The sequence below is a fragment of the Bacillus sp. FSL M8-0266 genome, assembly GCF_038613425.1.
Lineage (GTDB): Bacteria > Bacillota > Bacilli > Bacillales > Bacillaceae > Bacillus > Bacillus pumilus.
The window spans coordinates 1,050,492-1,075,564 of the sequence record NZ_CP152015.1 but is presented as its reverse complement, the minus strand read 5'-3'; the positions used below and the strand labels follow the sequence as shown (position 1 = coordinate 1,075,564).

27 protein-coding genes are annotated in these 25,073 nt (G+C 41.0%); 10 read left to right on the top strand and 17 right to left on the bottom strand.

Features of this window, described 5'->3' with window-relative positions:
* Positions 1–20: 20 nt before the first annotated feature.
* Both lepB and MKY83_RS05205 read right to left on the bottom strand, forming a co-directional pair.
* Complete coding sequence (lepB, locus tag MKY83_RS05210; RefSeq protein WP_041815362.1) at positions 21–533, bottom strand: signal peptidase I; 513 nt, start codon at positions 531–533, stop codon at positions 21–23.
* Positions 533–1,150, bottom strand: coding sequence for a TVP38/TMEM64 family protein (locus tag MKY83_RS05205; RefSeq protein WP_080772985.1), 618 nt, complete (start codon positions 1,148–1,150; stop codon positions 533–535). Before MKY83_RS05205 ends, lepB begins: the two co-directional genes overlap by 1 nt.
* Positions 1,151–1,300: 150 nt before the next feature.
* Here MKY83_RS05205 and MKY83_RS05200 point away from each other — a divergent pair, with 150 nt between their 5' ends.
* The gene (locus tag MKY83_RS05200; protein WP_003210969.1) at positions 1,301–1,663 is read left to right on the top strand and encodes a hypothetical protein; all 363 of its coding nucleotides are present in this window, start codon (positions 1,301–1,303) and stop codon (positions 1,661–1,663) included.
* Between the two features lie 68 nt (positions 1,664–1,731).
* Here MKY83_RS05200 and MKY83_RS05195 read toward each other — a convergent pair whose 3' ends face one another.
* The 7 genes from MKY83_RS05195 to MKY83_RS05165 all read right to left on the bottom strand — a co-directional run bounded on the left by MKY83_RS05195 (position 1,732) and on the right by MKY83_RS05165 (position 8,115).
* Positions 1,732–2,688 (bottom strand): LCP family protein, encoded by a 957-nt coding sequence (locus MKY83_RS05195; RefSeq protein ID WP_065098905.1) that lies wholly within the window; start codon positions 2,686–2,688, stop codon positions 1,732–1,734.
* Between the two features lie 141 nt (positions 2,689–2,829).
* Positions 2,830–3,774 carry a siderophore ABC transporter substrate-binding protein gene (locus tag MKY83_RS05190; RefSeq protein WP_065098906.1) on the bottom strand — a complete coding sequence of 315 codons (945 nt, stop codon included), beginning with the start codon at positions 3,772–3,774 and terminating at the stop codon, positions 2,830–2,832.
* 22 nt (positions 3,775–3,796) lie between these two features.
* On the bottom strand, positions 3,797–4,555 hold the full coding sequence (locus MKY83_RS05185; protein WP_044140715.1) for an ATP-binding cassette domain-containing protein: 759 nt from the start codon (positions 4,553–4,555) through the stop codon (positions 3,797–3,799).
* On the bottom strand, positions 4,546–5,496 hold the full coding sequence (locus MKY83_RS05180) for an iron chelate uptake ABC transporter family permease subunit (RefSeq protein ID WP_065098908.1): 951 nt from the start codon (positions 5,494–5,496) through the stop codon (positions 4,546–4,548). The genes MKY83_RS05185 and MKY83_RS05180 overlap by 10 nt, the downstream gene beginning before the upstream one ends.
* Positions 5,489–6,439, bottom strand: coding sequence for an ABC transporter permease (locus MKY83_RS05175; protein ID WP_065098909.1), 951 nt, complete (start codon positions 6,437–6,439; stop codon positions 5,489–5,491). The genes MKY83_RS05180 and MKY83_RS05175 overlap by 8 nt, the downstream gene beginning before the upstream one ends.
* A 166-nt stretch (positions 6,440–6,605) precedes the next feature.
* Positions 6,606–6,881, bottom strand: a complete 276-nt coding sequence (locus MKY83_RS05170; RefSeq protein WP_044140712.1) for a barstar family protein — start codon at positions 6,879–6,881, stop codon at positions 6,606–6,608.
* Between the two features lie 64 nt (positions 6,882–6,945).
* Positions 6,946–8,115, bottom strand: coding sequence for an MFS transporter (locus tag MKY83_RS05165; protein WP_065098910.1), 1,170 nt, complete (start codon positions 8,113–8,115; stop codon positions 6,946–6,948).
* 144 nt (positions 8,116–8,259) lie between these two features.
* Here MKY83_RS05165 and MKY83_RS05160 point away from each other — a divergent pair, with 144 nt between their 5' ends.
* Both MKY83_RS05160 and MKY83_RS05155 read left to right on the top strand, forming a co-directional pair.
* Entirely contained in the window at positions 8,260–8,877 is a 618-nt protein-coding gene (locus MKY83_RS05160) for a GntR family transcriptional regulator (protein ID WP_223252845.1), read from the top strand.
* A gap of 38 nt (positions 8,878–8,915) precedes the next feature.
* Positions 8,916–9,608, top strand: a complete 693-nt coding sequence (locus MKY83_RS05155; RefSeq protein WP_223252844.1) for a PLP-dependent aminotransferase family protein — start codon at positions 8,916–8,918, stop codon at positions 9,606–9,608.
* 35 nt (positions 9,609–9,643) lie between these two features.
* Here the strand turns inward: MKY83_RS05155 and MKY83_RS05150 are convergent, their stop codons facing one another.
* From MKY83_RS05150 to MKY83_RS05140, 3 genes are all read right to left on the bottom strand, one after another.
* Positions 9,644–10,126, bottom strand: coding sequence for a hypothetical protein (locus MKY83_RS05150; RefSeq protein ID WP_106067179.1), 483 nt, complete (start codon positions 10,124–10,126; stop codon positions 9,644–9,646).
* A gap of 315 nt (positions 10,127–10,441) precedes the next feature.
* The gene (locus MKY83_RS05145; RefSeq protein ID WP_106067178.1) at positions 10,442–11,548 is read right to left on the bottom strand and encodes a D-TA family PLP-dependent enzyme; all 1,107 of its coding nucleotides are present in this window, start codon (positions 11,546–11,548) and stop codon (positions 10,442–10,444) included.
* A 149-nt stretch (positions 11,549–11,697) separates the two neighbouring features.
* The gene (locus MKY83_RS05140; protein WP_003212419.1) at positions 11,698–12,276 is read right to left on the bottom strand and encodes a competence protein ComK; all 579 of its coding nucleotides are present in this window, start codon (positions 12,274–12,276) and stop codon (positions 11,698–11,700) included.
* 289 nt (positions 12,277–12,565) lie between these two features.
* On the opposite strand from MKY83_RS05140, the gene MKY83_RS05135 reads away from it, so the two are divergent.
* Complete coding sequence (locus MKY83_RS05135) at positions 12,566–12,796, top strand: IDEAL domain-containing protein (RefSeq protein ID WP_003210924.1); 231 nt, start codon at positions 12,566–12,568, stop codon at positions 12,794–12,796.
* Between the two features lie 63 nt (positions 12,797–12,859).
* On the opposite strand, the gene MKY83_RS05130 is transcribed toward MKY83_RS05135, so the two are convergent.
* On the bottom strand, positions 12,860–13,720 hold the full coding sequence (locus tag MKY83_RS05130) for an SDR family oxidoreductase (protein ID WP_113768384.1): 861 nt from the start codon (positions 13,718–13,720) through the stop codon (positions 12,860–12,862).
* Between the two features lie 145 nt (positions 13,721–13,865).
* Here MKY83_RS05130 and MKY83_RS05125 point away from each other — a divergent pair, with 145 nt between their 5' ends.
* The 4 genes from MKY83_RS05125 (at position 13,866) to MKY83_RS05110 (ending at position 19,138) form a co-directional block, all read left to right on the top strand.
* Positions 13,866–15,398 carry an FAD-dependent oxidoreductase gene (locus tag MKY83_RS05125; protein WP_268452869.1) on the top strand — a complete coding sequence of 511 codons (1,533 nt, stop codon included), beginning with the start codon at positions 13,866–13,868 and terminating at the stop codon, positions 15,396–15,398.
* A gap of 91 nt (positions 15,399–15,489) precedes the next feature.
* On the top strand, positions 15,490–16,785 hold the full coding sequence (locus MKY83_RS05120; protein ID WP_065098915.1) for a globin-coupled sensor protein: 1,296 nt from the start codon (positions 15,490–15,492) through the stop codon (positions 16,783–16,785).
* Positions 16,786–16,846: 61 nt separating this feature from the next.
* Positions 16,847–17,431 carry a histidine phosphatase family protein gene (locus tag MKY83_RS05115; protein WP_113768382.1) on the top strand — a complete coding sequence of 195 codons (585 nt, stop codon included), beginning with the start codon at positions 16,847–16,849 and terminating at the stop codon, positions 17,429–17,431.
* Positions 17,432–17,992: 561 nt separating this feature from the next.
* A complete protein-coding gene (locus tag MKY83_RS05110; protein ID WP_044140726.1) occupies positions 17,993–19,138 on the top strand; it encodes a S8 family peptidase in 1,146 nt (381 codons plus the stop codon).
* Positions 19,139–19,174: 36 nt separating this feature from the next.
* On the opposite strand, the gene MKY83_RS05105 is transcribed toward MKY83_RS05110, so the two are convergent.
* Positions 19,175–20,458 (bottom strand): M48 family metallopeptidase, encoded by a 1,284-nt coding sequence (locus tag MKY83_RS05105; RefSeq protein WP_113768381.1) that lies wholly within the window; start codon positions 20,456–20,458, stop codon positions 19,175–19,177.
* Between the two features lie 177 nt (positions 20,459–20,635).
* Between MKY83_RS05105 and MKY83_RS05100 the strand changes: the two genes are divergently transcribed.
* Positions 20,636–21,043, top strand: a complete 408-nt coding sequence (locus MKY83_RS05100; protein ID WP_106067175.1) for a sporulation protein — start codon at positions 20,636–20,638, stop codon at positions 21,041–21,043.
* 87 nt (positions 21,044–21,130) lie between these two features.
* Here MKY83_RS05100 and MKY83_RS05095 read toward each other — a convergent pair whose 3' ends face one another.
* The 3 genes from MKY83_RS05095 to MKY83_RS05085 form a co-directional block, all read right to left on the bottom strand.
* Entirely contained in the window at positions 21,131–22,684 is a 1,554-nt protein-coding gene (locus tag MKY83_RS05095; RefSeq protein ID WP_106067174.1) for a fatty acid--CoA ligase family protein, read from the bottom strand.
* Between the two features lie 171 nt (positions 22,685–22,855).
* Positions 22,856–23,845, bottom strand: a complete 990-nt coding sequence (locus MKY83_RS05090) for a lipoate--protein ligase (protein ID WP_044140700.1) — start codon at positions 23,843–23,845, stop codon at positions 22,856–22,858.
* 2 nt (positions 23,846–23,847) lie between these two features.
* Positions 23,848–24,591, bottom strand: coding sequence for an MBL fold metallo-hydrolase (locus tag MKY83_RS05085; RefSeq protein WP_342488650.1), 744 nt, complete (start codon positions 24,589–24,591; stop codon positions 23,848–23,850).
* Between the two features lie 156 nt (positions 24,592–24,747).
* On the opposite strand from MKY83_RS05085, the gene yhfH reads away from it, so the two are divergent.
* Complete coding sequence (gene yhfH, locus MKY83_RS05080; protein WP_008359029.1) at positions 24,748–24,885, top strand: protein YhfH; 138 nt, start codon at positions 24,748–24,750, stop codon at positions 24,883–24,885.
* Positions 24,886–25,073 lie beyond the last annotated feature (188 nt).

The following is a 25,073-nucleotide window of genomic DNA, read 5'->3' as shown; positions in this document are numbered from 1 at the left end:
CATGTGCAGAGCGCCTTTTTTTATTCGCTGGTATTCCTTTTGACACCGACAACTTGATCCTTTGAAATGGTGCCAAAATGCCGGCTGTCGAAGCTATGTATTCGGTTATCTCCGACCACAAAGTAATGATTGTTTTTGATTTTATCGTCTCCTGTGATGGCTTTCAGCTGAAAATCCCCTGTCAGGACGTTCCCCATTTTATGTTGTTTCTGCTCTTTTAAATAAGGTTCCTTCTTTTTTTCACCATCGACAAATAACTGATCATCTTCATACTTGATCGTTTCTCCTGGGAGTCCAATGACCCGCTTGATCAAGATTTGATTTTTAGGTCCGTGAAATAACACATAATCAAACCGGCTAATTTTCGTGAGTTTTGGCGAGAACTTATTGATTAATAATTCTGTTCCATCTGTAAAAGTTGGGTCCATACTAACCCCTTCTACTTTGTACGTGACAAACATGAAATTCTTTACTTGGAACAATAAGACGATGCCTGTAATAATCATCAACCATAGCAATGGCTTCTTTTTCATTAAGAGCCTCCTTTGTCCTCACGTTTGCTCATTCGAATGTTCAATCTATTTTCTACTCTCTTTCCAACATACCATAATAACGCAATAACTAGAACCGCAAAAACACTTCTTAACGGATTCTTAACTAAAGCAGAAAGATCATAACCAATAAAACTAATGATAAAGAGCATGACACACTTGCCCGATAAAGTAGCTAATGAGAATTGCCAAAAACTAATTCTTGATAAACCTGCTACAACATTGACGGCAGCAGAGGGCGTGAAAGGAAAGCAAAGTAAAATAAATAATGGACCAAACCCCCGCTTCTCCACCCAAAGCATCAATTTTTTAATGGAAGGATGCCTGCTGATAAAGTTGAGCATTCTCATCTGTCCAAATTTTCTGATCAGTAAAAAGACAAGAATAGACCCTGCACTTGCGCCAATCCAGGTCAATAAAAATCCTTCCCAAAGACCGAATGCATTTGCATTCGCTACAGCAAACGCAACGAGTGGTAAAAACGGAAGAAATGCTTCTATTAAAGGGAGCAATATGGCCACAATCGGTCCAAAGGCCTTGTAGCTCTCAAAAAATGATGTGATATTTTCGTGAGTAAATAGAGAAAGAAATGATGTCAACTTGTTTGACTCCTTCAAGATTTGTCTACTTTTCATTTTACATGGAAAACATAAAAATATACAAATGAATCCCCCCCTTGAGATTATTTGACTCATTCGGTATAATAAACAAGAACATGTGTTCTATCAAGAAAGAAAGCAGGCTTGGACATGACGAGACTATCAAGAATACAGCTTCAGATGATGGAACAGGCCATCTTTCTTCCAATGGTCGTCTCCATCCTCAATCGTGATTTGACTCACTTAAAACAACATCAAACATTCAAACTAAATGAACCATACATTCAGCTTGTAACCTCCGCCTTAAAGGAAGCACAGAAAGCACTTTATGAACTAAAGCAGCATTTACGTAAAGAAAAAATGAAGGTACAGCAAATTGAACACGATGAAGGATTTACAACGTATCTATTTATCATGGATGGCTATGAAGAAAAACATAAATACTTTAATCCACGTATACGTCACCGGGTAGAGGAACTACTGACTCGTTATTTTCTTCATCAAGCGAATTGAAGTTGCTTCATTGTCGCGCTTCCCCATTCAAAGCAAAAAGCCTGCCACAGCGGCAGGCTCCTACTTATTTATGATAATTCAAGCTGTTCTCTCAGCTCTGTTCTCACTTCTTCTAATCCAGCGCCATCTAACTCAAAGTAATACACATTCCCAGGCTGATAATCATGGCCCTTTAGCTGAATGGGATCCACTGATTTCAATGAGCTCAATAATGGGAAAAGACCGATAAACTGCTTCATGGACAGATTGGTTGAAACATTATCACCAAGTGTATCAATGATGTTGTCATAGGATGGGATCGAAGAAATAGATTTAGACTTTTCAAAGATGGCTTGAAGTGCTTCCATTTGGCGCTTCCCGCGCATGAGGTCACTATCTGCCTTTCTCGTTCTTACAAAGGCTAATGCTTCTTCGCCATTTAACGTATGTGTTCCTGTTTGCACATGAACTTTCCCTTTTGAATCCTTTTCCATTTGTTTTGCGATACCTTCATCTTCAATCGTTACTTCAATTCCATTTAACTCATCTACAATGTCTTGAAACGCCTTAAAGTTCCCTGAAATCACATAGTCTACCGGAATATTCAACAGGTTTTCGACCGTTTTGACTGACAAATCTGCACTCCCAAACGCATGGGCGTGGGCGATTTTATCATATCCTCTTCCCTGAATATCTACATAAGAATCACGAGGAATACTAAGGAGCTTGATGGTTTTCTCTGTTCGGTTCACAGCCGCCAGTAAGACCGCATCACTTCTTGCTTCGTCTACCGTTTCACCTGGACGGCTGTCAATTCCAAGCAGCAGGACCGAGAAGCTGTCCTTTCCTGGATCAAAAGCTTTCACACGCTTTTGCGAGGTGTCTCCTCTTTCTAATGACACTTGCGCCTTATTCGACGCTTTTGAAATTTTATAGTAGGCATATCCTGTCACGGATATTGCCATCACCATGACAAATGCCATGATAAACAGCACGACTTTCACCCAAGGTCTCAGCCTTCTTTTTGATCTTGTTTTCTCCTTCATCCTTTCCGAACCCTCACTCTATCTTAGTCTATCAATGTAGGTTCCACTATAACATATTTCAATGAAAGTTTCCTGCACGCAACATATTTTTATGAATCCACAATAAAAAAAAGCCGCTCAGTATGAGCAGCTTTTCTTCCATTATTTTTGGTCAATTCCTTGTTTTACTTCATCAATCATGGCAGTCAATGATTTAAGGCCGCCGCCAGATAAATACCACATGTCAGAGTTTAAATACACCACATGGTTGTTTTTGACCGCTTTGACTGATTTCACATAATCATTCTCAACAAGCTGTTTCGCAGAAGTTTCTTCTCCGATCGCTGCGCCTCGATCAATGACAAATAAGTAATCCGGATTCGTTTTGACCATGTACTCATACGAAATGCTTTGCCCGTGTTTGTCAGATGGCTCAAGCTTTTGATCTGCCGGCGTGATACCAAACACATCATGAATGAGTCCGTATCTTGACTTAGCACCAAAGGCTGTCATTTTACTGTCGTTGGCCATGATCACTAAACCATTCTGTTTCAACTCTTTTGTCTGTTTCTTTAATGCATCTACTTTTTGATCAATAGCTGCTAGTTCTTTTTTGACTTCGTCTTCCTTATCAAAAATTTCCCCTAACGTCGTGGCATTTTTTTTAAATGATTCCATATAGTTGGCAGTATCTACATCCATCAAAATCGTAGGAGCAATTTCAGAAAATTCATCGAATGCATCTGATTGACGTGACTGAATAATAATCAAATCGGGCTTAATCTCTGCAATTTTTTCGAAGTTCGGCTCTTTTAAACCGCCGACATTCTCATATTTGTCATCCTCATATTTGGATAGATATTTTGGGACCACTTGTTTTGGTAATGCTGTCACATTTACACCTAGCTTGTCTAACGTATCAAGACTTCCCATATCAAACACGACAACTTTTTTCGGGTTTTTCTTGATCTTCACGCCATCTTTATTCAGCATGTCTTTTACCGTGACGGTTTCCTCTTTTGTTCCTTCTGTTTTTCCTTGGTTCCCGCAGGCAGCGAGTACAACAATCGCTGTTAATACAGTCATCATCCAAATCCATTTTTTCATACGTGATCACCTCTTCATTTTTTTAAGAAAAATATAAGCAAATACGCTCACCGTGAATGACTTCAATCGGTATGCGCATGTCATAAATTTGTTCAAGTGCATCTGCTTGAATCACTTCTTCTACTCCGCCTTCTTTGATCACCTGACCATCTTTTAAAGCGACGATATGATCGGAATACACAGATGCAAAGTTAATATCATGGAGAACCACAACAATCGTTTTCTCAAGATCGTTGACGAGCTGCTTAAATAGCTTCATCATCTCAACAGAATGATTCATATCCAAGTTGTTTAAAGGCTCATCTAAGAAAATATAATCCGTATCCTGAGCCAGCACCATCGCAATAAAGGCTCTTTGCCTTTGTCCTCCGCTCAGTTCATCTACATATTGATGCTGGATATCGGCAAGCCTCATGTATTGGAGGGACACATCAATCATTTTCTCATCCTCTTTTGTCAGATGGCCCTGTGAGTAAGGAAAACGACCAAAGCTGACAAGTTCTCGAACGGTCAGGCGCACACTCATGTGATTGGCCTGCTTTAAAATGCTCATCTTTTTTGCTAGTTCCTGTGGTGGGTACGCGCTATATGGCTTGTCTTCTAAATAAGCTGCACCTGAGTCTGGCTGAATCAAGCGGCTCATGATTGATAAAAGTGTGCTTTTCCCCGCTCCATTGGGACCAATGAGAGAGGTCAGCTGTCCTTTTTTCACACTGACAGTTGTTTTGTGAAGCACTGTTTTTCCGTTATATGTCTTACTGACTCCCTTCATCACGACCATGAGCGACTCTCCTTTAAAAGTAAGTAAATAAAATACAACCCGCCTACTAAATCAATCAGGACACTCAGCGGCGTTTGAAAAGTAAATACCTTTTCTACAAGAAACTCCCCGCCTACAAGGGCAATCACACTGATGAAAAAAGAGCCTAGTAGCAAGTATGTATGCCGGTAAGTCCGAAAGAGCTCTCGTGCGACATTTACGACGAGTAAGCCGAGGAACGTAATCGGTCCCACAAGTGCTGTTGCGATGGACACAAGAACGGCTATCACGATCAGCATCTTTTTTGTGATGCTGTCATAGCCAATTCCCAGATTCACCGCATGCTCCTTCCCAAGTGACATGACATCTAATTTGGAGCGGAATGTCCAAATATAAAGGCACAGCGCCGCAAATAAAACAGAAGCAATGAGTAAGATATCTGTGTTCATGTGATTAAAGCTTGCAAAGGATTTATCTTGTACGACCTGGTATTCATTTGGATCAATCAGCATTTCCATAAAAGAAGAAAGGCTTTTGAACAATGTCCCAAAGACAATACCAACAAGCAGAAGCAAGAAAATGTGTTTATTTTTGCGTTTGAACATCACCGTATATAACAGCACAGAAAATAGAATCATCAGCCCAACGCAAAGGAAAAAATTCAGGTTTTTATTGACGATCATAAAATTGGTCGAGCCAAACAGATAAATAATCGCTGTTTGCAAAAACAAGTATAGTGCGTCTAAACCCAGTATGCTCGGCGTTAAGATTCGATTGTTGGTCAAGGTTTGGAAGACAACAGATGAAAAGGCAATCGCGCCTCCAGTCAATGTCATCGCCAGCACTTTCTTTAATCGACTTGGCACTGTGTACGGCCAGTACCCCATTTGAAAGGTAATGAAAATCACGATCAGCACGGCTGCAATGGCTGCAATCAGGCATAATGTTCGTTTCTTATGCATAGTGTTTCCTCCTTAATAACATGTACAGGAAGATCCCACTTCCGATGATGCCTACCATGAGCCCAACTGAAATTTCATATGGATAAATGATTACCCTTCCGAGCACATCACAAATCAGAACAAAAATGGCTCCTAGTAAGGCTGTATGCGGAAGGCTCTTTTTCAAGTGATCGCCGCGGTAGATCGATACAATATTCGGAATGATTAAGCCTAGGAATGGTAGCATCCCGACAGTTAATATGGTGACAGATGTAATCATCGAAACAATCACCAAACCAACCGCCATCACACGTTTATACGTTAAACCTAAGTTGATGGCAAAGCTCTCACCCATTCCCGCCACTGTAAAGCGGTCAGCATATAAATACGCGATGATCAATAGTGGAACACTCACATAGAGAAGTTCATAACGCCCCTGAACAATAAGAGAAAAATCCCCTTGAAGCCATGCGGATACGTTTTGAATCAGATCATATTTATAGGCTATAAACGTAGATATTGAACTGACAATCCCGCCAAACATTAAACCGACTAAAGGTACATAGATCGTATCGTTCACCTTAATATGCCGCAGGATTTTTAAGAAAAGAAGATTCCCAGCTAAAGTAAATAGAAACGCGATTCCCATTTTCATGAGCGGGCTCGCATGTGTAAAAACAAGCATTGCTGCTAAAATACCAAGCTTCGCCCAATCCATCGTTCCTGCAGTGGTTGGTGAAACAAATTTATTCCTCGTCATGCTTTGCATAATAAAGCCGCATAAACTAAGGCTCATGCCAGCAAGCACAATACTCATGAGACGCGGGATGCGACTTGAAACTAACGTATGCACTTGTTCATCTGTTAAATGAAACAGCTGTAAAATGGACAGATCCTGTACACCGACAAACAGTGATACACATGCCAAACATACAAATAATAAACTTAATTGATACAACTTCATACTGGTTTCTCACTTTCTATCAAGCTCTTCCCACTAAAAATGATTATCATTATCAATTAAACGACAATTCATATATTATCACATCTAGTAAAATATTCAAATAGCAGAATGAGAAAGACGGAAACTCATAAAAAAACAGCCTGCGGTAGCGGCTGCTTTTTCACCATTATTGAATACTCACTTGAAATTGTCCCTTCAATTCCTCTTCTGCTTCTTGAAATAACTGCTTTACGCTTTCTGCATACTCGCCAAGAGCGTCCTTGCTTGTGTCAAAATTCACCCATGTTAGCTCTACTGGCAGATTTACTTCTCCTGTCAAACAGTCCCATAGGGCATCAAGATTTTTCCCGTAATAGTCAGGAAGGTGTAAAACTGTTTTTAGTTGGTCATGAAGCTCTTCTTGCGACCTGCACGATGCGCCGTCCAGCTGCACTTTTTTCATGTCATCTTCCCCTCTCATGCCTTTATTTTAAACGAATGGAAGGAAAAAGAGAAAGCAAGACTCCTCACTTTTGTTTCTGTCTGACACTTGAGATCAAAAGGGTGAGACAAGCTGCCAAAACGACCAAGAAAAAGACGGTTAACACCATCTGGGTTCCGTACAGATCAGCGAAAAGCCCGACAAAAACACTTGGAAGTCCCAGACCTAAATAGGCAAACAAATAAAAACCTGCAACGGCTCTAGCTGCCTCCTTTTTTCCCCGCTCGACAATAAGCTGAAGACCACCTAAATAAGTAAATCCATAGCAGGCAGTACCCGCAATCATCGTTCCGGCAAGCACAAGAATGATGGACCCACTATTTGCTCCAAATAGCAAGAGACCGTATCCGCATGGAAGACAGATAAATCCGGCAAGGAGCGCTGCTGTGCTATTCATTTTGCGAACAAAAGGCTGCATCAGGACACCTGCCATATTAATCAAAAACAGTGCCGGACCTACCCATAATTCATATCCATACAATTTAAGCTGTGCTGGCAAAACCGAAATGACGAGGCCGCACACCGACCACGCGACAGCAATCGCTGCATTCGCTGGAATTGTTCCTTTTGGAAATGTTGGCATATTCATCATCCGTTTACCTGAATCTCCTTGTACAGGTGGAACGAAAAAGAAGACACCCACGATCGTTAGGATTAAAAAGCCAAGCACAATCCAATAACTAAGCGGCGCAAGCGACACATGCTTAAAAGAAAGAAGTGCCGTAAAAAGAGCACCGCCCCCAAAGCCAACCGAACTGCATAACGCAATAAAAGTTGGAATCCAGCTTGATTTTTCTGGATATAAAGCAATCAAATAAGCGGTGCATGTACCAACACTCAGGCCAAGCCCCACCCCTTGCAGCAGCCGGGCCAAAAAGAGCATCTGAATGGTAGGATGTACGATCATCAATAAGGTAGCACATAACGAAAAACTAAGTGCGACCAATAAAACCGGTTTGCGTCCAGCCCGGTCAGATATCCCGCCAAGAAAAAGCAAAACTGGAATCAGTCCGAAGACATATGCAGCAAATACAAGGGCTGTAGCTGCTTTTCCGTACCCTGCTTGTTCGGCATACAACGTATAAAGGGGCACCTGCAGGTTCACTGCGGTTGTAATCATAAAAAGACCAAATAAAACAAATATAAATGGAATGATGGATAGGGGTGCGATTTCTTCTTTAGATGCAGGGATCATTTCACTCTCTCCTCTAGTCATAAGCATATGAGAACAGTGTACACACCTTTTGGCTTACTTCCTATATCCAAAAATGACGCTGTTGACCACTCCATATTTCCGTGTCATCATCATGTTATATGTGACAATGAGAGAAGGTGCCCGATGTATATTTATTTAGACCGCTCAAGTACTACCCCGCTCTGGCAGCAAATCGTGACTGGGATCATTCAACAAATTCATTCCAAAAAACTGAATCCTGATGATCAGTTAACACCGACACGCGTATTAGCACAGGAGCTCAATGTATCAAGATCAACTATACAGCTTGCTTATGATGAACTGCTGGCAAGAGGATATGTCAGCACATCTAGAAGAGGCGGTACGAAGGTTATTTCGAGTGACCACTATGCAGCCTCCGCTCCCCATCAAGGTGAGCCTCCTTTTCCTCTTCCAATAAGACCACACTTTCAAGAGGCGGAGAAACAAATGAACCACTGGCTGTCGGCCAATCAATTTCATGAAAAGCTTGATATTGATTTTCGTCATCAGGAACCAGCCATCGATGAACATTTCCAAAACATATGGAAACGCTCGCTCATGAAAGCTTTACAGCGATTAGAGATGAAAGATTGGGGCTATTCCTCCCCGCATGGTTTATGGGAAGTACGTTCAGAAATACGCCAATACTTATCTGTAGAACGCGGTATCGATGTAGAAGAGGATCAAATCGTGTTAACAGGAGGCACGCAGCAAGGCTTTCCTTTATGCATCGTGAAATGAACATTTATCCCGCGCCCGTCGATGAAGAAGGAATGATGGTGAATACATTGCCACGGCGAACAAAGCTGATTGCGGTGACGCCCTCCCATCAGCGTCCAACCGGTGTATGTATGAGCGTCAACAGAAGGCAGCAGCTGCTGAAATTTGCCGTCAGCCATCAGTCTTATTTACTAGAGGATGATTTTGATGGAGATTATCGTTATCATGGCGGACCGCTTCCTTCATTATTTTCAGAAGCATCAGGCCATGTGATTTATATCTTAAGCTTCTCCAAAGTACTGGCACCCGGCATCCGTCTTGCTGCCATTATCGGCTCCAAAGCGATCATAAAAGAAATCGCTTCCTTGCAATCACTCATTCAAAGACAGCTGCCCATTATGGAACAGATCACACTCGCCTCTTTTTTCAGAGAAGGAGAATTTACGCGTTATGTCAGGCGAATGAGACAGCTATATAAAAAAAGACAGGATGCCCTTTTGACACAACAATTTGACAAGCACTTTCATATTTATGGAACAGATACCGGTCTTCATGTCTTTTTGGAAGGAGCGCCAGACTTTGACGAAAAAGGCAGTATTGAGGCAGCAAAAGCAGCAGGTATTGGCATTTATCCATTAAGTCCTTATTGTTTTGAGAGCAATCGAAAAGGATTACTGCTAGGCTTTGCTTGTACGGACGAAAACATGATTCAAGATGGTGTGCACCGCTTAAAGCAAATACTTTATATGTAAAAAAAGCCTGGAAGTCCGCCGCCTTCCAAGCTTTTTTATGTTGATTGCTGAATGCGGCCTACTTCTTCAATAAATGCAGCTGTCTGTTGCAATCCATCTTGGAGATGATGAGTAGCGGAAATAAACAGCTTTTCTTGATCTGGGCGCTTTAATAGCTGCTCCACCTGACCAATTCCTTTTTCAAATGAATGAAGACCTGTCTTTAATTGTTCATCTGCCTTTTGATAAGCGGCTGGAACTTCTTGATGAGCAAGCCCCTTTTGAATCACACGATCAAAGGCTTTCGTCGCCTTTTTCAATTTTTTATTTACTTGGATCTTTCCCTGTCCATCTGAAATAAATTGGTCGGTCATGTTTTCATAAGCTTCATTTAACTCATCCATATAACGCTGAACCCATTGTTCATACGCAGCTGCTTTTGTGTCTTGTTTTGAAGGCGATTGACCCGCTTGCTGACAGGCTGCTAGTAATGTCACTGTCAAGGTGAATAGCAGCAGCAATTGCGATTGTTTTTTCATACAGAGCCTCCATTTCTTATTCCCATTCGTTCATATCGGTCAAAATAGGAGGATCCTTTACCACATACGAACACTTTGCAAGAAATGATTTCTTTTATTGTAACAGACGGCTCGTGTCACTTCTGTGATTTATGAATAATTGCTTGAAAATACGTCTAAGGATCCACATTTCTCTGTCATTTGGTGGACAGTCTACCGATACACACTCAATAGACGACTGGATATATGGATTTGGTTTCAACAAATTCATGTGCATGGTGGATGTTGTCGTGTCATCATAATGATGCCCCAACGAAGTCGCCTTGTCCTGTTGATTTATTGAAGTTTACCTTTACAAGCAATGTCAAGCTCTTCGACTACTTCACCATCTTGGATGAGATAGGCTTTTTCATGGAGATTGACAGCGGGACAAATATGATTTGAAATGATTTGCACCTTCTCACCGATCTGGACAGTCTGACGGAAGCCTTCGTGATAAATGATGGCATGCTCATCAAATACACTGGAAACAAATACATCATCAAAGTCTTTTACCTTACCTAGTCCCTTTGTTTTCGTCAGCCCTTTTGTACGGGTTTGAGCCGTGAGCCCTTTGGCTCCAACATCTGTTATGACACGAGTCTTTGTTGGCTTACTAATCACCGTCGTCAGGACAGCTGCTGCGCAATGTGAAAAAGTGCCGATCACATTGGACTGAGAGGCATCCATGAAGATGTAAGTACCTGGTCTGATTTCGGTCACTCCCTTGGGAATATCAAATTGAAATAAGAACGGCGGTGTTGATCCTATGCTCACTACCTCTAGCAGCATGCCTGATTCTTTTGCAATCTGTGCAAACCGAAGCGTTCGATTCACAGCGTCTTCATATAATGTTTGACAATGCGCTTTACTTTCCGCCTTGTATGTATGACCATCATGAGAAAAAATCCCCTTTAAATGAACGAAGTCACATGTTTTTATCCCCTGCAAGATTTGACGGAAATCATTCTCTTCAATGACACCAGACCTCTCTTCTCCAACCTCTATCTCAATTAAAACCTCCGCTTTTTTCTCTGCTCCACGAAAGACATCTTCAATTTGAAACACATGCTCTACACAATCTATTCCAAATGAAATGTGTATCGACTCTGCCAGCTTTCGAATTCGCTTCAGCTTTGTCTCACCTACAATTTGATTGGCGATAAAGATATCTGTTAGCCCATGCGCTGCCATCACTTCCGCTTCCCCTACTTTCGCTACAGTTAAGCCAGATGCGCCCATCTCCTCCTGCACCTTTGCAAGACTAGGTGTTTTATGTGTTTTCGTATGAGGACGCAGTTTGACTTGCTGACGGTCCGCATATTGCTGCATAGCAGCTAGATTCTCCATCATCACCTGTTTATCAATTAATAGCGCCGGTGTATCTAGTTCATCATAACTCATCATCATATCCCCTTTCACTGCTGCACATTACATAAAAATCTATACATTTCAATTAAATTATATAATTTTTTATATAATTATCAATGTTTTTGATATGCTAAACCCTCGCTTCATAAGGAGTCCAGCGGCTGTGCTGCCGCTGGTTTTAGTTAATATCTGTTCCGAAGCTCCCTTAATATAAAATCATATACAAGGTTGAGCTGTTGTTCCTTTGGATACAGCATAAATTCTTGTTTTTTAGGAAGACCACCATCAAGGCGATCTTGAAATTTCGTTCGGAGATACGCTGTTCTGTGCACCTGACTCTCAAATGACTTATATGAGACATCGAGTTTGACGGTTTGCTCATTTGTAAAGATGACCACCGTGTCTCCGAGGGATGATTCCTGGAAGGTATGAATGTATTTGTGGGAGATCCAACCGCACTGAGGACGGTTGGATGAATAGGTTGGGAAGAAATACAGATGATTGGATGAGTCAATCACAATGGGAGGCTTGTGAGAAATTCCTGTTACTTCATATGTTCCCGCTTTTCTGCCTGCATAGCTTGAGCCGAAGAATCGGCAGCTGCGTTCAATAATTTGCAGGGGCTTTAATTCAACGTAAAAGCTTGTCTCTCTTTCTATGACTTTTGAATATACTCTTTTTCCTTCTTCAACCGGAAGGATCGCCATTGTTGTTTGATTAATGACGTATGAATCTAAAGGTGTTTCACTAATTCCTGACACTTCATTTCCTCCTGTGTTAATTTTTGGTTATTTTAGATACTATTAATCTATCACCAACATATAAGAAACGACAGGATTTTTTCAAAATTTATTAAAAATCATTTTTTTATCGTATTATTTAGTCCATTCGATCTATCGAAAAGCCTTTTTTAAAGATATATCACATTGTGTCGATCGGACAAGAGATGTCGATTTCGCTCAAAAATAAATTGTCTAAAAATTATAAATTCTTGTTGATTTTTTCTCCGCCAATCCATATACTATAAAAAAGGCATCGGGGGGATTCTTTATGAAAGAGAAAAAAACGTATGCTGAGCTCATGAAGTCCCGCAACACCCAAAAAACCGAAGAAAACGGCGTGACGATTTTAGACATCTATATTCAAATGGTTTTAGATGAGGCGCTTTATAAACAGCGCTTAACCTTCCTTAGAGAAGAGATTGATAAGGCACTGGATCAGCGCGATGAAAAACGATTCAACGACCTGTCAGCTCAATATGCAGAACACTGCTTACATTAATCATGATGATTTTACTTGCGGCAAAGAGGGCAGCAACTCGTCTCTTTACCGCAAGTTTTTTGTTTATCCATTTAAAATGGTTCCGCCATTTACATGCAGGATTTGTCCATTTATATAAGAGGAGTCTTCGCTCGCTAAAAATAAATAACTCGGTGCAAGCTCTACTGGCTCACCAGGACGCTCCATTGGAACATCTCCGCCAAATTCAGAGACTTCCTTTTCCGTAAAGGTCGATGGAATGAGCGGTGTCCAAATGGGTCCTGGGGCTACCCCATTCACTCTAATCCCTTGCTTAATGAGCGATAAAGATAATGATCTCGTAAATGTCACGACTGCCCCTTTTGTAGATGAATAGTCGATCAAGGTTTCATGACCTTTATAGGCTGTGACAGATGTGGTATTAATGATACTGCTTCCTTTCTTTAAATGAGGAAGTACCGCTTTTGTTAAGTAAAACATGGCAAAAATATTCGTTTGAAATGTTCGAAGAAGCTGATGTGAGGTAATCTGTTCAATGCTTTTTTGCGGATGTTGTTCCCCGGCATTGTTCACCAAAATATCAATGGAACCGAAAGCATCCTTCGTTTTTTTGACGACCTCGTTTGAAAACGACTCATCTCCTAAATCACCTGCAATTAAAATGGCGCGGCCTCCCGCCTTTTCAATATAGTCCTTCGTTTCCTCTGCATCGCGGTGTTCACTCAAGTAAACAATGGCGACATTGGCGCCTTCCTTCGCAAATAAGACCGAGACTGCTCTTCCGATCCCGCTGTCTCCACCTGTCACAATAGCTGTTTTCCCTGCTAACTTTTTATCCGGCATCTCTCGATCAAAAACAGGCCTTGGATTCATTTTATATTCAAGACCTGGACGCTCACTTTGATGCTGAGGCGGCAATGTTTTCTTCGGCTGCTTTGTTGACACGTCTGACCACTCCTTCCTTTTATCTTGTTTATTTTTATGTGTTGGCTATTTTTTTATGTATGCCGAACTAGTTTCCTTTCAAATGTATGATTTTCTTCATTGTGGAAAAATTATACACAACAAGTCACTAACTGGAGGCGACAGTATGGAACAAGAACATAAAGGATTGGAACAGGCAAAATCATTATGGATAGCGGATAGTCAAAAGCATTCTTTTCCTGCAGTAGATGAGGATCTCACAGCAGATGTCATCATTGTTGGCGGTGGTATTACCGGTATCGCTACCGCGTTTGAAATGACAGAACGCGGGCTGAATGTCATCATCATTGATGCTGATCAACTGCTGCAAGGTACGACCGGACATACGACAGCTAAGATTACCTCACAGCACGATGTGTACTACTATGAGCTGATCCAGCAAATTGGTATGCCCAAAGCCCGTTTGTATGTAGAAGCAAATGAGAAAGCAAAAGAGCTGATTCAAGCTCGTGTCAAAAAGTACGACATTGATTGTCAGCTAGAAGTCAAAGATGCGTACCTCTATACAAAGGAAGAAAGCGGTGTAAAAAAATTAAAAAAGGAATTAGATGCCTACAAACAGCTTGGGATTGATCGAGAATGGAAAACAGCGCTTCCTTTTGATGCTGACATCAAGGCTGCCCTAGCAATGACGCAGCAGGCACAGTTCCATCCCCTTCATTATCTCAATGCACTCATTGACCAGCTCCTAGAGCGAGGTGTACGTATTTATGAACAGACAACTGCTGTTGACGTGAAAGAAGGAAACCGCCCTGCTGTCGTCACAAAAGACGACCATCACCTGACAGGCCGCTATATCATTTCCTGTTCGCACTTTCCTTTTTATGATGGAAAAGGACTTTATTTCACGCGCATTCACCCAGAGCAATCTTATGTGGTAGCAGCCAAAACAACGAAGCCGCTACCAGATGGAATGTACTTAGGGATCGACCAGCCTGCTCATTCTTTAAGAACGGCAGAATGGCATGGTGAGGAAGTGGTTCTCATCGGAGGAGAAGGTCATAAAACTGGACAAGGCGGGGATGAATCTGCTCACTATGAAGGACTAGAAAGGTTTGGAGACGCTACCCTTGGAATTGAAGAGGTGCTGTATCGCTGGTCTACACACGATATGGTCACAATGGATCAAATCCCTTACATTGGCCGCCTAACCAAACACCATCAAAATATCTTTGTTGCGACCGGTTTTAGAAAATGGGGCATGACGACAAGCCATGTCGCAGCTACTCTTATCGGTAATTTGATTGAAGGAAAATTGAATCCATACGAATCCATTTTTACGCCATCAAGACCTGTTTCTGATTCTTTCGTCAAAGATTTCGTTAAAGAAAACAGCAATGTCGCTGCCAAGCTGATCAGTGGTAAATTAAAACGAACCGATCAAACCATTGATGATTTAAAGCCAGGAGAAGGCGGCATTGTCTCTTATGAACATAAAAAATGTGGCGCCTTTAAATCAGAGGACGGGAACATCTTTCTTGTCGATACAACGTGTACTCACCTAGGCTGTGAAGTCGCTTGGAATAATAGTGACCGCACTTGGGATTGCCCGTGTCACGGTTCACGTTTCTCCATTACTGGAGAGGTAGTAGAAGGCCCAGCAAAGAAACCACTAAAAAGGTCTTATAAAGAACAGTAAAATTTTACTGATTCCCTTTAAAAAATCCAATATTATCCGATAGATAATATAAAGTCTGATAATTTGTGATGATTATAGGGGGACAAAAACATTGTTATTTAAAAAAGAGACGAAAAGAAAAAACACTGCTTTTTTCACACAGCAGAATGATGGGATAAAACGTATCAACTTTTCTGACAATACGGATATCGCGAAACAAATCAAAATGATAGACCTGACGCAGCATGACCTATTGATTCTAAAACAGCTCAATCCAATTGTTCAGGAGGATATTGCACGTATCGTTGATAAATTTTATAAAAATTTAGAAGTCGAGTCTTCCTTGATGCATATCATTCAGGATAATAGTTCTGTCGAGCGTTTGAAAAAAACACTCCGCATTCATATTAGTGAAATGTTTGCAGGTGTGGTTGATGAAGCCTATGTGGCAAAACGAATTAAAATTGCGCAAGTTCATTTACGGATTGGCCTCCAGCCTAAGTGGTATATGGCAGCATTCCAGGACCTTCTGCTATCAATTATGGATTTATTTGCTCAGCATATCCAAGATTTCAAAGAATATCAGACAGCAGTCAAAGCGACGACGAAAATCTTAAATTTAGAGCAGCAGCTTGTCCTTGATACATTCCAAAATGAATATTCTAAAATTCGTGATGAAGCAGAACAGCAGCAGCAGGAGCTCCATACAAAAATCACAGAAACATCAAATTCGCTTGCATCTCTCTTCTCAAACACAACGAATGCAGTGGACAAGCTTGTATCAAAATCTGATGAGATGGCGGACATGTCGCAAGCTGGAACGCAAATTTCAGCACAGGTCGAGGAAAAATCGATTGGCGGAAAAAAAGAATTAGAGATTCAACAAACACAAATGAACCAAATTGATGGCAGCATGACAAAGATTGAAACAGAAATTAAACGTTTAGAAGAAATCGCCAAACAGATTGAACAAATCTTTGGGATTGTCACAGGCATTGCAGAGCAGACGAACTTGTTATCTTTAAATGCTTCCATCGAATCTGCACGAGCAGGCGAACACGGAAAAGGCTTTGCTGTCGTCGCAAACGAGGTTCGTAAATTATCAGAGGACACAAAGAAAACGGTTTCAACCGTATCTGAACTCGTCAACAATACCAATTCACAAATCTCCATTGTGTCTCAGCACATTGGGGACGTGAATTTACTCGTGACAGATAGTAAAGAAAAAATGACTCAAATCAATTCGCTCTTCGATGATATCGTCAGCAGCATGAACTTAAGCAAAAATCAAAATGGAAAAATTGAAATAGACCTTCAAACCTTCCTGAACGAATTGAAGGAAGTCAAACAAACGGTGTCCCAAGTTGCCAGCTCAGTCGAATCCTTAACAAGTCTCACAAATCGCTGATCCAGTCTTTTTTCTTCTGCTTTAGTATAATAGAAGAAAAGATAGAAAAGGCGGGATTTAATTGACAACAATTTGCCTAGTCAGACACGGGGAAACAGATTGGAATGCAGCGAAACGAATTCAAGGACGAACAGATATCCCTTTAAATGATACTGGTAAATGGCAGGCTGAACAAACGGGCCTTTATTTGAAGAATGCCCGTTGGGATGTTGTCATTTCCAGTCCACTCACAAGGGCAAAAGAAACAGCACACTTGATTTTAAAACATGTAGATGCGCCTCTTGTCATCATGGATGATTTCATTGAGCGTGATTATGGCGATGCTGAAGGCATGTCATTTGAGGAGCGCCAAAAGCTTTTTCCAGATAAACAGTATCCAAATATGGAGCCGCTTGAGACAATTCAAGATCGAATGGTAGAAGGCATTGAGAAAGTTAGAGCAGCCTATCCGAATCAACAAGTCCTGATCGTGGCACACGGCGCTGCCATCCATGCTTTACTCACCACCATAGCGGGTGAACATCTTGGTCTTGAGAACACGAGGCTCGTCAATGCTTGCTTAAATTATATGGAATGGAAAGATGGTAAATGGAAGGTGCTTGATTACAACGTGGTCAGCCATTTAACTCAATCCTCTCCTACTTAAAGAACCTGTTATGTAAACAGGTTCTTTAAGCGTGTAGACAAACCCTCGCATTCGTTGTCAGTCCTGTGCGCTGGTGCTCACGAATTGCAAATTTGCTCCGCGCCAGTGCTCGTCCTTCCTAGACTGCAAAGGTTTTCTATCACGCTGAAAAGAAGACAAAGGGCTAAAATCTGAGAACCTGTTATATAAACAGGTTCTTTTTAAATGACAAAAACAATGATAAAATAGTATTTTTTTATATCGAAATTCGAAATAGATGCTAGACGTTTCTACCTATTTTAAGGCTTTTCGGGTATCGAATATTTCTCCGAAAATGGATCATAAGAAAAAAAGCACACTTCCTTTTTAATAGATAACCGCTGAAATAGTAGAATAAACATATTTTACCATCATTTCCAAGTGACTTAATTCCCCACTTTTCGCTAGGACTTTCACAAAAATTCAGGTCTACTCTTATTTGCCTACTTCCCTTAAACTGAATATACAGAATAGTCAAACGGATCATTCTTATAGACTACGGATGATTATTCTGAAATAAGAAAAAAGGGATGTGGATTGTGCGTGAAAAAGAAAAATGTGATGACAAGTGTTTTATTGGCTGTCCCTCTTTTGTTTTCAGCAGGGTTTGGAGGCTCCATGGCAAATGCCGAGACGGTCTCAAAGTCAGATAGTGAAAAGAGCTATATTGTTGGCTTTAAAGCCTCTGCCACTACAAACAGCTCTAAGAAACAAGCCGTCACTCAAAATGGTGGAAAACTTGAAAAGCAATATCGTCTCATTAATGCCGCACAAGTAAAGATGTCCGAACAAGCCGCAAAAAAACTTGAACATGACCCTAGCATTGCTTACGTAGAAGAAGACCACAAAGCAGAAGCATATGCACAAACCGTCCCTTATGGAATCCCTCAAATCAAAGCTCCAGCTGTACACGCTCAAGGTTATAAAGGTGCTAATGTCAAAGTAGCTGTCCTTGATACGGGCATCCACGCTGCACACCCTGATTTAAATGTTGCAGGCGGTGCCAGCTTCGTCCCTTCAGAACCAAATGCCACCCAAGACTTTCAATCACATGGAACTCACGTAGCCGGAACTATCGCTGCCCTTGATAACACAATTGGTGTTCTTGGGGTCGCTCCAAGTGCTTCCCTATATGCTGTTAAAGTATTAGACCGTTATGGCGACGGACAATATAGCTGGATCATTAGCGGTATTGAATGGGCAGTAGCCAATAATATGGATGTCATCAACATGAGCTTAGGCGGACCGAACGGTTCAACAGCGCTTAAAAATGCCGTTGATACAGCGAATAACCGCGGAGTCGTTGTTGTGGCGGCTGCAGGTAACTCAGGTTCAACTGGCTCTACAAGTACAGTTGGCTATCCAGCAAAATATGATTCTACCATTGCCGTTGCCAATGTAAACAGCAGCAATGTCAGAAATTCGTCTTCCAGCGCAGGTCCTGAATTAGATGTTTCTGCACCTGGTACTTCTATTTTAAGTACAGTACCAAGCAGTGGATACACATCTTATACTGGAACGTCTATGGCGTCTCCTCATGTAGCAGGAGCAGCAGCGCTTATCCTTTCTAAGTACCCGAATCTATCAACTTCTCAGGTTCGCCAGCGCTTAGAAAACACGGCAACACCGCTTGGTAACTCCTTCTATTACGGAAAAGGGTTAATCAACGTTCAAGCGGCTTCTAACTAATAAATAAAATCCGGCTGATGCAGCCGGATTTTTTATTTATTGCTTCCTCGACGTTTCCTCTTTTTCCGCTGCTTTTTCCATTTCCATGATTCTCTCCATCATAGTTGGGTGCCCGTAGCGGAAGACCTTCACTAAAAGTGGTGGATTCACCTGAGACAGCCCTGATTTTGCAAGCTTTTGAAAAGACGTCACCCCTGCCTCTCCGTCTTTTGTCAGGTTTACCGCATACTCATCAGCTGCACGTTCTTGATGTCTTGAAACTGCATTTGTAAAAGGTGATGCTGCAAATGACAGCATCGATACAATAATGAGAAGAAGCGGAAGAGCAGCGATGTCGCGCGGATCCCTCAGCCGAAATAGAACTGCTCTCTTACGATAGAAATAAAAATAGAGACGGTCAATCGCAAAAAATCCCGCAAGTGACAGCACTAGATATCCTGCTAATCCTATATAGACATGCTTCATGACGTAATGTCCCATTTCATGTGCCATGATAAATAAAATTTCGCGATCTTTCAGCTTTTGCAATGTCGTATCCCATAACACAATACGCTTATTTTCACCAATCCCTGTGACATAAGCATTCATCGTGTTCGTTTTCTCAGACATATTGACCTCATATACATGATCTGCTGGGATATGAGCTTTGTCTGCAAGTGTTAAGATCTTGTTCTCAAGAGCTTGATTCTTTAGTGGATAAAAATTGTTATATAACGGATCAATGACGACCGGCTGTATAAAGAAGAGAAATAGCGTGAATGGAACTGTCAAACACCAGGCATACAGCCACCAACGCTTTCTTCTTTTTTGAATAAGCCAAAAGAATACAATGGCACATAGGGCAAGAAGCGGATATTGAATCCAAAAATCTAGAATTTGATCTTTAAACCAGCTTGCCGTACTTTGAGCAGATACTCCGTAGTGCAAAGACAGCTGATAACCAATCCACTTAATGGGAAGTGAAATCAGCATTGTCAAAAGCGACAGCACAAACACATATACAAGTTTACTTAAAAATGTGAAACGAGCTGCTGCCAGGCTCCAGTCTGCTAATTTTCGTGAAAACCCTGAAATGAGCAGAAGAAAAAAGACATACCAATCTAATGGAATTGTCATGAAAAATAGCAAGTTACGTAATCTCGAGAAATTCTCGCTGATGACAAGCTCATGGCTTGTCATAAAGGTATGCGGATCTGCACTTGTTCCTTTTACACTGTCAGGAACTGATGCATCCCCAAATAGAAACAAATAAGAATAAATAAAAAGACCGTACAATATGTATGCTACCGTTGCAAGAACTACCCATTTACGTACTCGCACAGGTCAGCCTCCTTTCCATCCCTCTCTCTATTCTAATCATCCATTATTTTGTTTAGAACCTGTCTCATGTGGCTCCATCATAGCATGCCCTATCTGAAAAAGCTTTCACGAAAAAAATGATTATGCTACTCGAAAATCGGAGATGCTACATATAAAATAGAGAGTTGGAGGATCGAAATGAAGAAAATCCTTGCAGGAGTTGTAATCTTTGGACTTTTACTTATTACCTTCTTTTATGTATTCAGCCGGACGAGCGAAATCTTTGATGAGAATCGAGCAGAAAAATTGCTCCTTTCATCTGAAAAAGAGTCCATTTCTTATGAAATAGATGATAAGGACACAGCAGAAGATTTAATAGAAGATTTAAACAAAGGTAAACAAACAAGCAATCATCTCAAGAAAAATTTAAAGAAACCAGATTATATTGCCAAGGTGATGTACGGCCGAACAAACGGCACCACCTTTCAGCTTTGGACAAACCGTTCGCAGGTCGTTTTTTTAGTAGATGGGACTTATTATGAGCTGAATCAAAAACAGTCTAATTCTTTTCAGAAACAGTTAAAAGAAGCCATTCAAAAGGGCTGAAATTTTATTTTATCCCTTTGTCTTCTTATCAGCGTGATAGAACCTGTACACACTAAGGGAGTCTCTTCATAAAAGACTCCCTTTTTTTTATTTACTTTCCTCTGCTTGATACTTTTCCTTTAGTGCTCTTCTTAAAATTTTACCTGTTGTGTTCTTTGGAATATCATCTATGAAATGGATCGTTTGGGGCTGCTTATATTTCGCTAAAAAGCGTGAACAATGTGTGATGATGTCTTCTTGATCGATGTGAGCATGTTTCTTAGGGGAAATGTAACAGACGACAGCCTCTCCGGTGTTTGGATCTGGCACACCGATGACAACGGCTTCTGCTACAGCTTCATGTTGATAAAGCACTTCTTCTACTTCTCTTGGATACACATTATAACCGCCAACGAGAATCATATCCTTTTTCCGATCGACAATATAAATGTATCCTTCTTCATCTCTTCTCGCTAAATCACCGGTGTACAGCCACCCGTCTCTTAGTGCAACTTCAGTATCTTCTGGCATTTGATAATAGCCTTTCATAATGTTTGGCCCTTTTGCTATGAGCTCTCCGACTTCATTTGGACCGACTTCTTCTCCCAGTTCATTCACAATCTTATTTTTCACATTCATAATGTCGGTCCCGACTGAACCGGGTTTTCTTTTTCCATCAAGAGGATTGAATGCAGTTACTGGGGAAGCCTCTGATAATCCGTAACCCTCCAGCACCGTGACACCAAATTTTTTCTCAAAACCGTGAAGTAAAGCAACAGGCATTGAGGCACCGCCTGATATACAAATCCTCACAGAGGACATTGCTTTCTCATGCCCTTCCTGGCGGTACAAATAGTTATACATAGTCGGAACACCAACAAATAACGTTGGCTTCTCTTTTTCCATCATACGCAAAAGCTCTGATGGGCTGAAATGCGGCAGAACATAGATGGTCGCGCCATGAATCAATGGTGCATTCATACAAACCGTTAAACAAAATACGTGGAACATCGGCAATGCGGCAATCACCTTGTCCTTTTCATCAATGGATAGGTACTCAGCAACGTCCCTGGCATTTGAATACAGATTAAAATGAGTCAGCATCGCACCCTTTGGTTTTCCTGTCGTGCCAGATGTAAATAAAATAACTGCCGTATCGTCCTGATGAATAGAAGGATGTACGCTTTCTTTCGCATGACCAGACACAAGCTTTCCAAAGAAGACAAGTCGATCAGATACTTCCTTAAAACTTGATCTGCACGCAGATTCATTTTCTGCACAAATAATCACCCGTTCAATAGACGGAAGCTGTTCGTACACCTGCTCGTACACTGGCAGTAGCTGTTCAGGGGCAACAATCCCTTTTACATCACCTGTAATCAGCATATAGCCAATTTCACTAGGCGTGTATGTTGGATTGATTGGTACTACGACAAGCCCTGCCTTTAAGGCACCAAAAAAAGAAATGACAAAATGCGGTGAATTTCCTAAAATAAGCGCGATATGATCCCCAGCTTGAAACCCTTCGCTCACTAAACCATCTGCAAAGCGCTCGATACTTGTCATGAGCTCTCGATAGGTCCACTGATTTCCTTCAAAGATCAGTGCGATATCTTCTCCCTTCGTCATCGCCGTCTGCTCTAGATTTTTGATCAAATCCATTCTCCCACCCCTTACATGTCATCAATGAATGAATAGCCATTCATTTTATGGCCAAACATTCCTCCTTTCTATTATAATAGACAATCGAAAAAATCCACAAGATCAAATGTAAATCGCTTTCATTTCTTTCAATCAAAAAAGCACCGCTATCTCTAGCCGTGCTTGTCCCTCTTAATAAATCAAATCAAGAAAATCCTCTTTTGATACGTTGCCAAAGTAGTGGCGCATGTCCATATCTTCTAATACGTCACTGATCGTTTTGCGATCATATTGCTGCCCAATGAGTCTTTTTTCAATATCAGCAATATCCCCTACACCAAAGAAATCACCAAAGATCTTGCAGTCCTGGATCATCCCTTTTTTCACTTCTAATCGAAGATCAATGGAGCCTGCTGAGAATCTCTTAGAATGCTGTAAATTAAATTTCGGTGAACGGCCGTAGTTCCATTCCCATTTTTGATATCGATCCCGAGAAATCTCGTGAATCTTTTCCCAATCCTTCTCAGTCAACTGATATTGAGGGACATCCCCATTCGTATCGAAAATGTAGCTTAACAGAATTTTTCTAAATTCTTCTGTTGTCATCTTTTGATCCATTAATTCACTAATATTGGCAACCCTGCTTCTAATGGATTTAATGCCTTTAGATTCAATCTTTTCTTTTTTCACATTTAAAGCCGAAACAACATGTTCAATTTCTGAATCAAATAGCAGCGTGCCATGGCTGAAAATGCGCCCTCTTGTAGCGAACTGGGCATTTCCAGAAATTTTCCGACCATCTGCCATGATGTCATTTCTGCCACTTAATTCAGCCTTGACGCCTAGCTTTTCAAGCGCCTGGATGACTGGCTCCGTAAACTTTTTAAAATTATGGAAGCTGTCCCCATCATCTTTTGTGATAAAGCTGAAGTTTAAGTTTCCTTTGTCATGATAAACTGCGCCACCACCGGACAGGCGGCGGACAACTTTGATGCCGTTGTCTTCCACATACTTCGTGTTGATTTCTTCTATTGTATTTTGGTTCTTTCCAATGATAATCGACGGCTGGTTAATATAGAACAGCAAGTACGTTTCTTCTGGGTCTAAATATTTTAAGCAATATTCTTCAATTGCCAAATTAATCATTGGATCATAATGTTGTTCGTTATCGATAAAGAGCATCTCTATCTTCCTTCCTTGTTCCACCTAAGCCCTGAATGGGCAAGCTGTATATTGCCAGTATATAACGCCTGTGCTTCATTGACTAGGTCTTTATGACGACCAAAATGGGGCAGGTGGGTGATGATAAGTTCCCCAACATTTGCTTCCATTGCAAGCTTGCCCACCTCTGTACTATTCATATGTCCTACACTCGATCCGTCCTGTCCAGCGTAAAAATTGCTTTCAGCAATCAGTAGATCTGCATCCTTGCTAAATGGGACAAATGCCTCCTGATAACTTGAGTCTGCTGTATACACCACCACAGCATCCTCTGCCTGAATTCTCATCGCATAGCATTCTGCTGGATGAACCGTTTTCAAAAAATCAATTTGAAATGGACCAATTTGAATACCCTCTTCTGGCTGATAAGCCTTTGCCTTAGTATGTACATCATCCGCAAGCCGCCCAAAAGCTTCTTGATTACCTGTATGTCCATAGACCGGAAGCGGACCGCTGCTTTTTCCTAAATGATATCCCACTAGCTTCGCATATTGGAGTGGTCCGATATCTGCAATATGATCGTGGTGATAATGAGAAAGGAGAACAGCATCAAGTTCTTCTATATCTATGTATTGCTGCAGTTTGGAAAGAACACCGCTTCCGCAGTCTACAAGTAGACGAAAGCCATCTGATTCAAAAAGATACCCTGACGTCGCTTCACCAGCGGCCGGAAATCCTCCGTAGCATCCAATGACAGTTAATCTCATCGTCATTTTTCCCTCCTTTTCTAAAAATCCCCTTCTTACAATATACCCATTTTTCATGAAAAAAGCATTCTTCTTGCCTATTGTTACAAAACAGATTGACAATTATTAATCTGTTATAATACAATAATAGCAACAAAACGTATTGGAGGATGACAAATGCTAGGAAAAATCACAGAGTTTTTTAGAAATTTGCCCTCAAAAAAATGCACAAAATGTGGAAATGATTTAATGGAACAACACGAGTGTTACGGTAATGAATGTGAGGAATGCTCACAAGTAAGTTATCTTAAATAAGGTAAAAAAATGAATTAAAAAGCACTTTTTTCCTCCGTCGTCAGTTGGAGTCAAAAGTGCTTTTTATTTTTTCTGAAAAATAGGTAAAAAGGTAAAACCCTTGTCCTAAAAGGGTTTTTTAGTATTTTCATCTGATGAGTTTTAGTTCTGAAGACACTTTTTATTGACTTGAATCAATAAAGGAGGTT

Excerpts from the sequence above, each read along its gene's own strand:
- MKY83_RS05195 (WP_065098905.1), bottom strand. The coding sequence starts at position 2,688 with ATGAAGGAGAAAACAAGATCAAAAAGAAGGCTGAGACCTTGGGTGAAA.
- MKY83_RS05175 (WP_065098909.1), bottom strand. The coding sequence starts at position 6,439 with ATGAAGTTGTATCAATTAAGTTTATTATTTGTATGTTTGGCATGTGTA.
- MKY83_RS05085 (WP_342488650.1), bottom strand. The coding sequence starts at position 24,591 with ATGAGATTAACTGTCATTGGATGCTACGGAGGATTTCCGGCCGCTGGT.
- MKY83_RS05200 (WP_003210969.1), top strand. The coding sequence starts at position 1,301 with ATGACGAGACTATCAAGAATACAGCTTCAGATGATGGAACAGGCCATC.
- MKY83_RS05100 (WP_106067175.1), top strand. The coding sequence starts at position 20,636 with ATGAAGAAAATCCTTGCAGGAGTTGTAATCTTTGGACTTTTACTTATT.
- yhfH (WP_008359029.1), top strand. The coding sequence starts at position 24,748 with ATGCTAGGAAAAATCACAGAGTTTTTTAGAAATTTGCCCTCAAAAAAA.
- MKY83_RS05190 (WP_065098906.1), bottom strand. The coding sequence starts at position 3,774 with ATGAAAAAATGGATTTGGATGATGACTGTATTAACAGCGATTGTTGTA.
- MKY83_RS05145 (WP_106067178.1), bottom strand. The coding sequence starts at position 11,548 with ATGAGTTATGATGAACTAGATACACCGGCGCTATTAATTGATAAACAG.
- MKY83_RS05185 (WP_044140715.1), bottom strand. The coding sequence starts at position 4,555 with ATGGTCGTGATGAAGGGAGTCAGTAAGACATATAACGGAAAAACAGTG.
- MKY83_RS05095 (WP_106067174.1), bottom strand. The coding sequence starts at position 22,684 with ATGGATTTGATCAAAAATCTAGAGCAGACGGCGATGACGAAGGGAGAA.
- lepB (WP_041815362.1), bottom strand. The coding sequence starts at position 533 with ATGAAAAAGAAGCCATTGCTATGGTTGATGATTATTACAGGCATCGTC.
- MKY83_RS05165 (WP_065098910.1), bottom strand. The coding sequence starts at position 8,115 with ATGATCCCTGCATCTAAAGAAGAAATCGCACCCCTATCCATCATTCCA.
- MKY83_RS05090 (WP_044140700.1), bottom strand. The coding sequence starts at position 23,845 with ATGCTCTTTATCGATAACGAACAACATTATGATCCAATGATTAATTTG.
- MKY83_RS05170 (WP_044140712.1), bottom strand. The coding sequence starts at position 6,881 with ATGAAAAAAGTGCAGCTGGACGGCGCATCGTGCAGGTCGCAAGAAGAG.
- MKY83_RS05125 (WP_268452869.1), top strand. The coding sequence starts at position 13,866 with ATGGAACAAGAACATAAAGGATTGGAACAGGCAAAATCATTATGGATA.
- MKY83_RS05180 (WP_065098908.1), bottom strand. The coding sequence starts at position 5,496 with ATGCATAAGAAACGAACATTATGCCTGATTGCAGCCATTGCAGCCGTG.
- MKY83_RS05160 (WP_223252845.1), top strand. The coding sequence starts at position 8,260 with ATGTATATTTATTTAGACCGCTCAAGTACTACCCCGCTCTGGCAGCAA.
- MKY83_RS05150 (WP_106067179.1), bottom strand. The coding sequence starts at position 10,126 with ATGAAAAAACAATCGCAATTGCTGCTGCTATTCACCTTGACAGTGACA.
- MKY83_RS05135 (WP_003210924.1), top strand. The coding sequence starts at position 12,566 with ATGAAAGAGAAAAAAACGTATGCTGAGCTCATGAAGTCCCGCAACACC.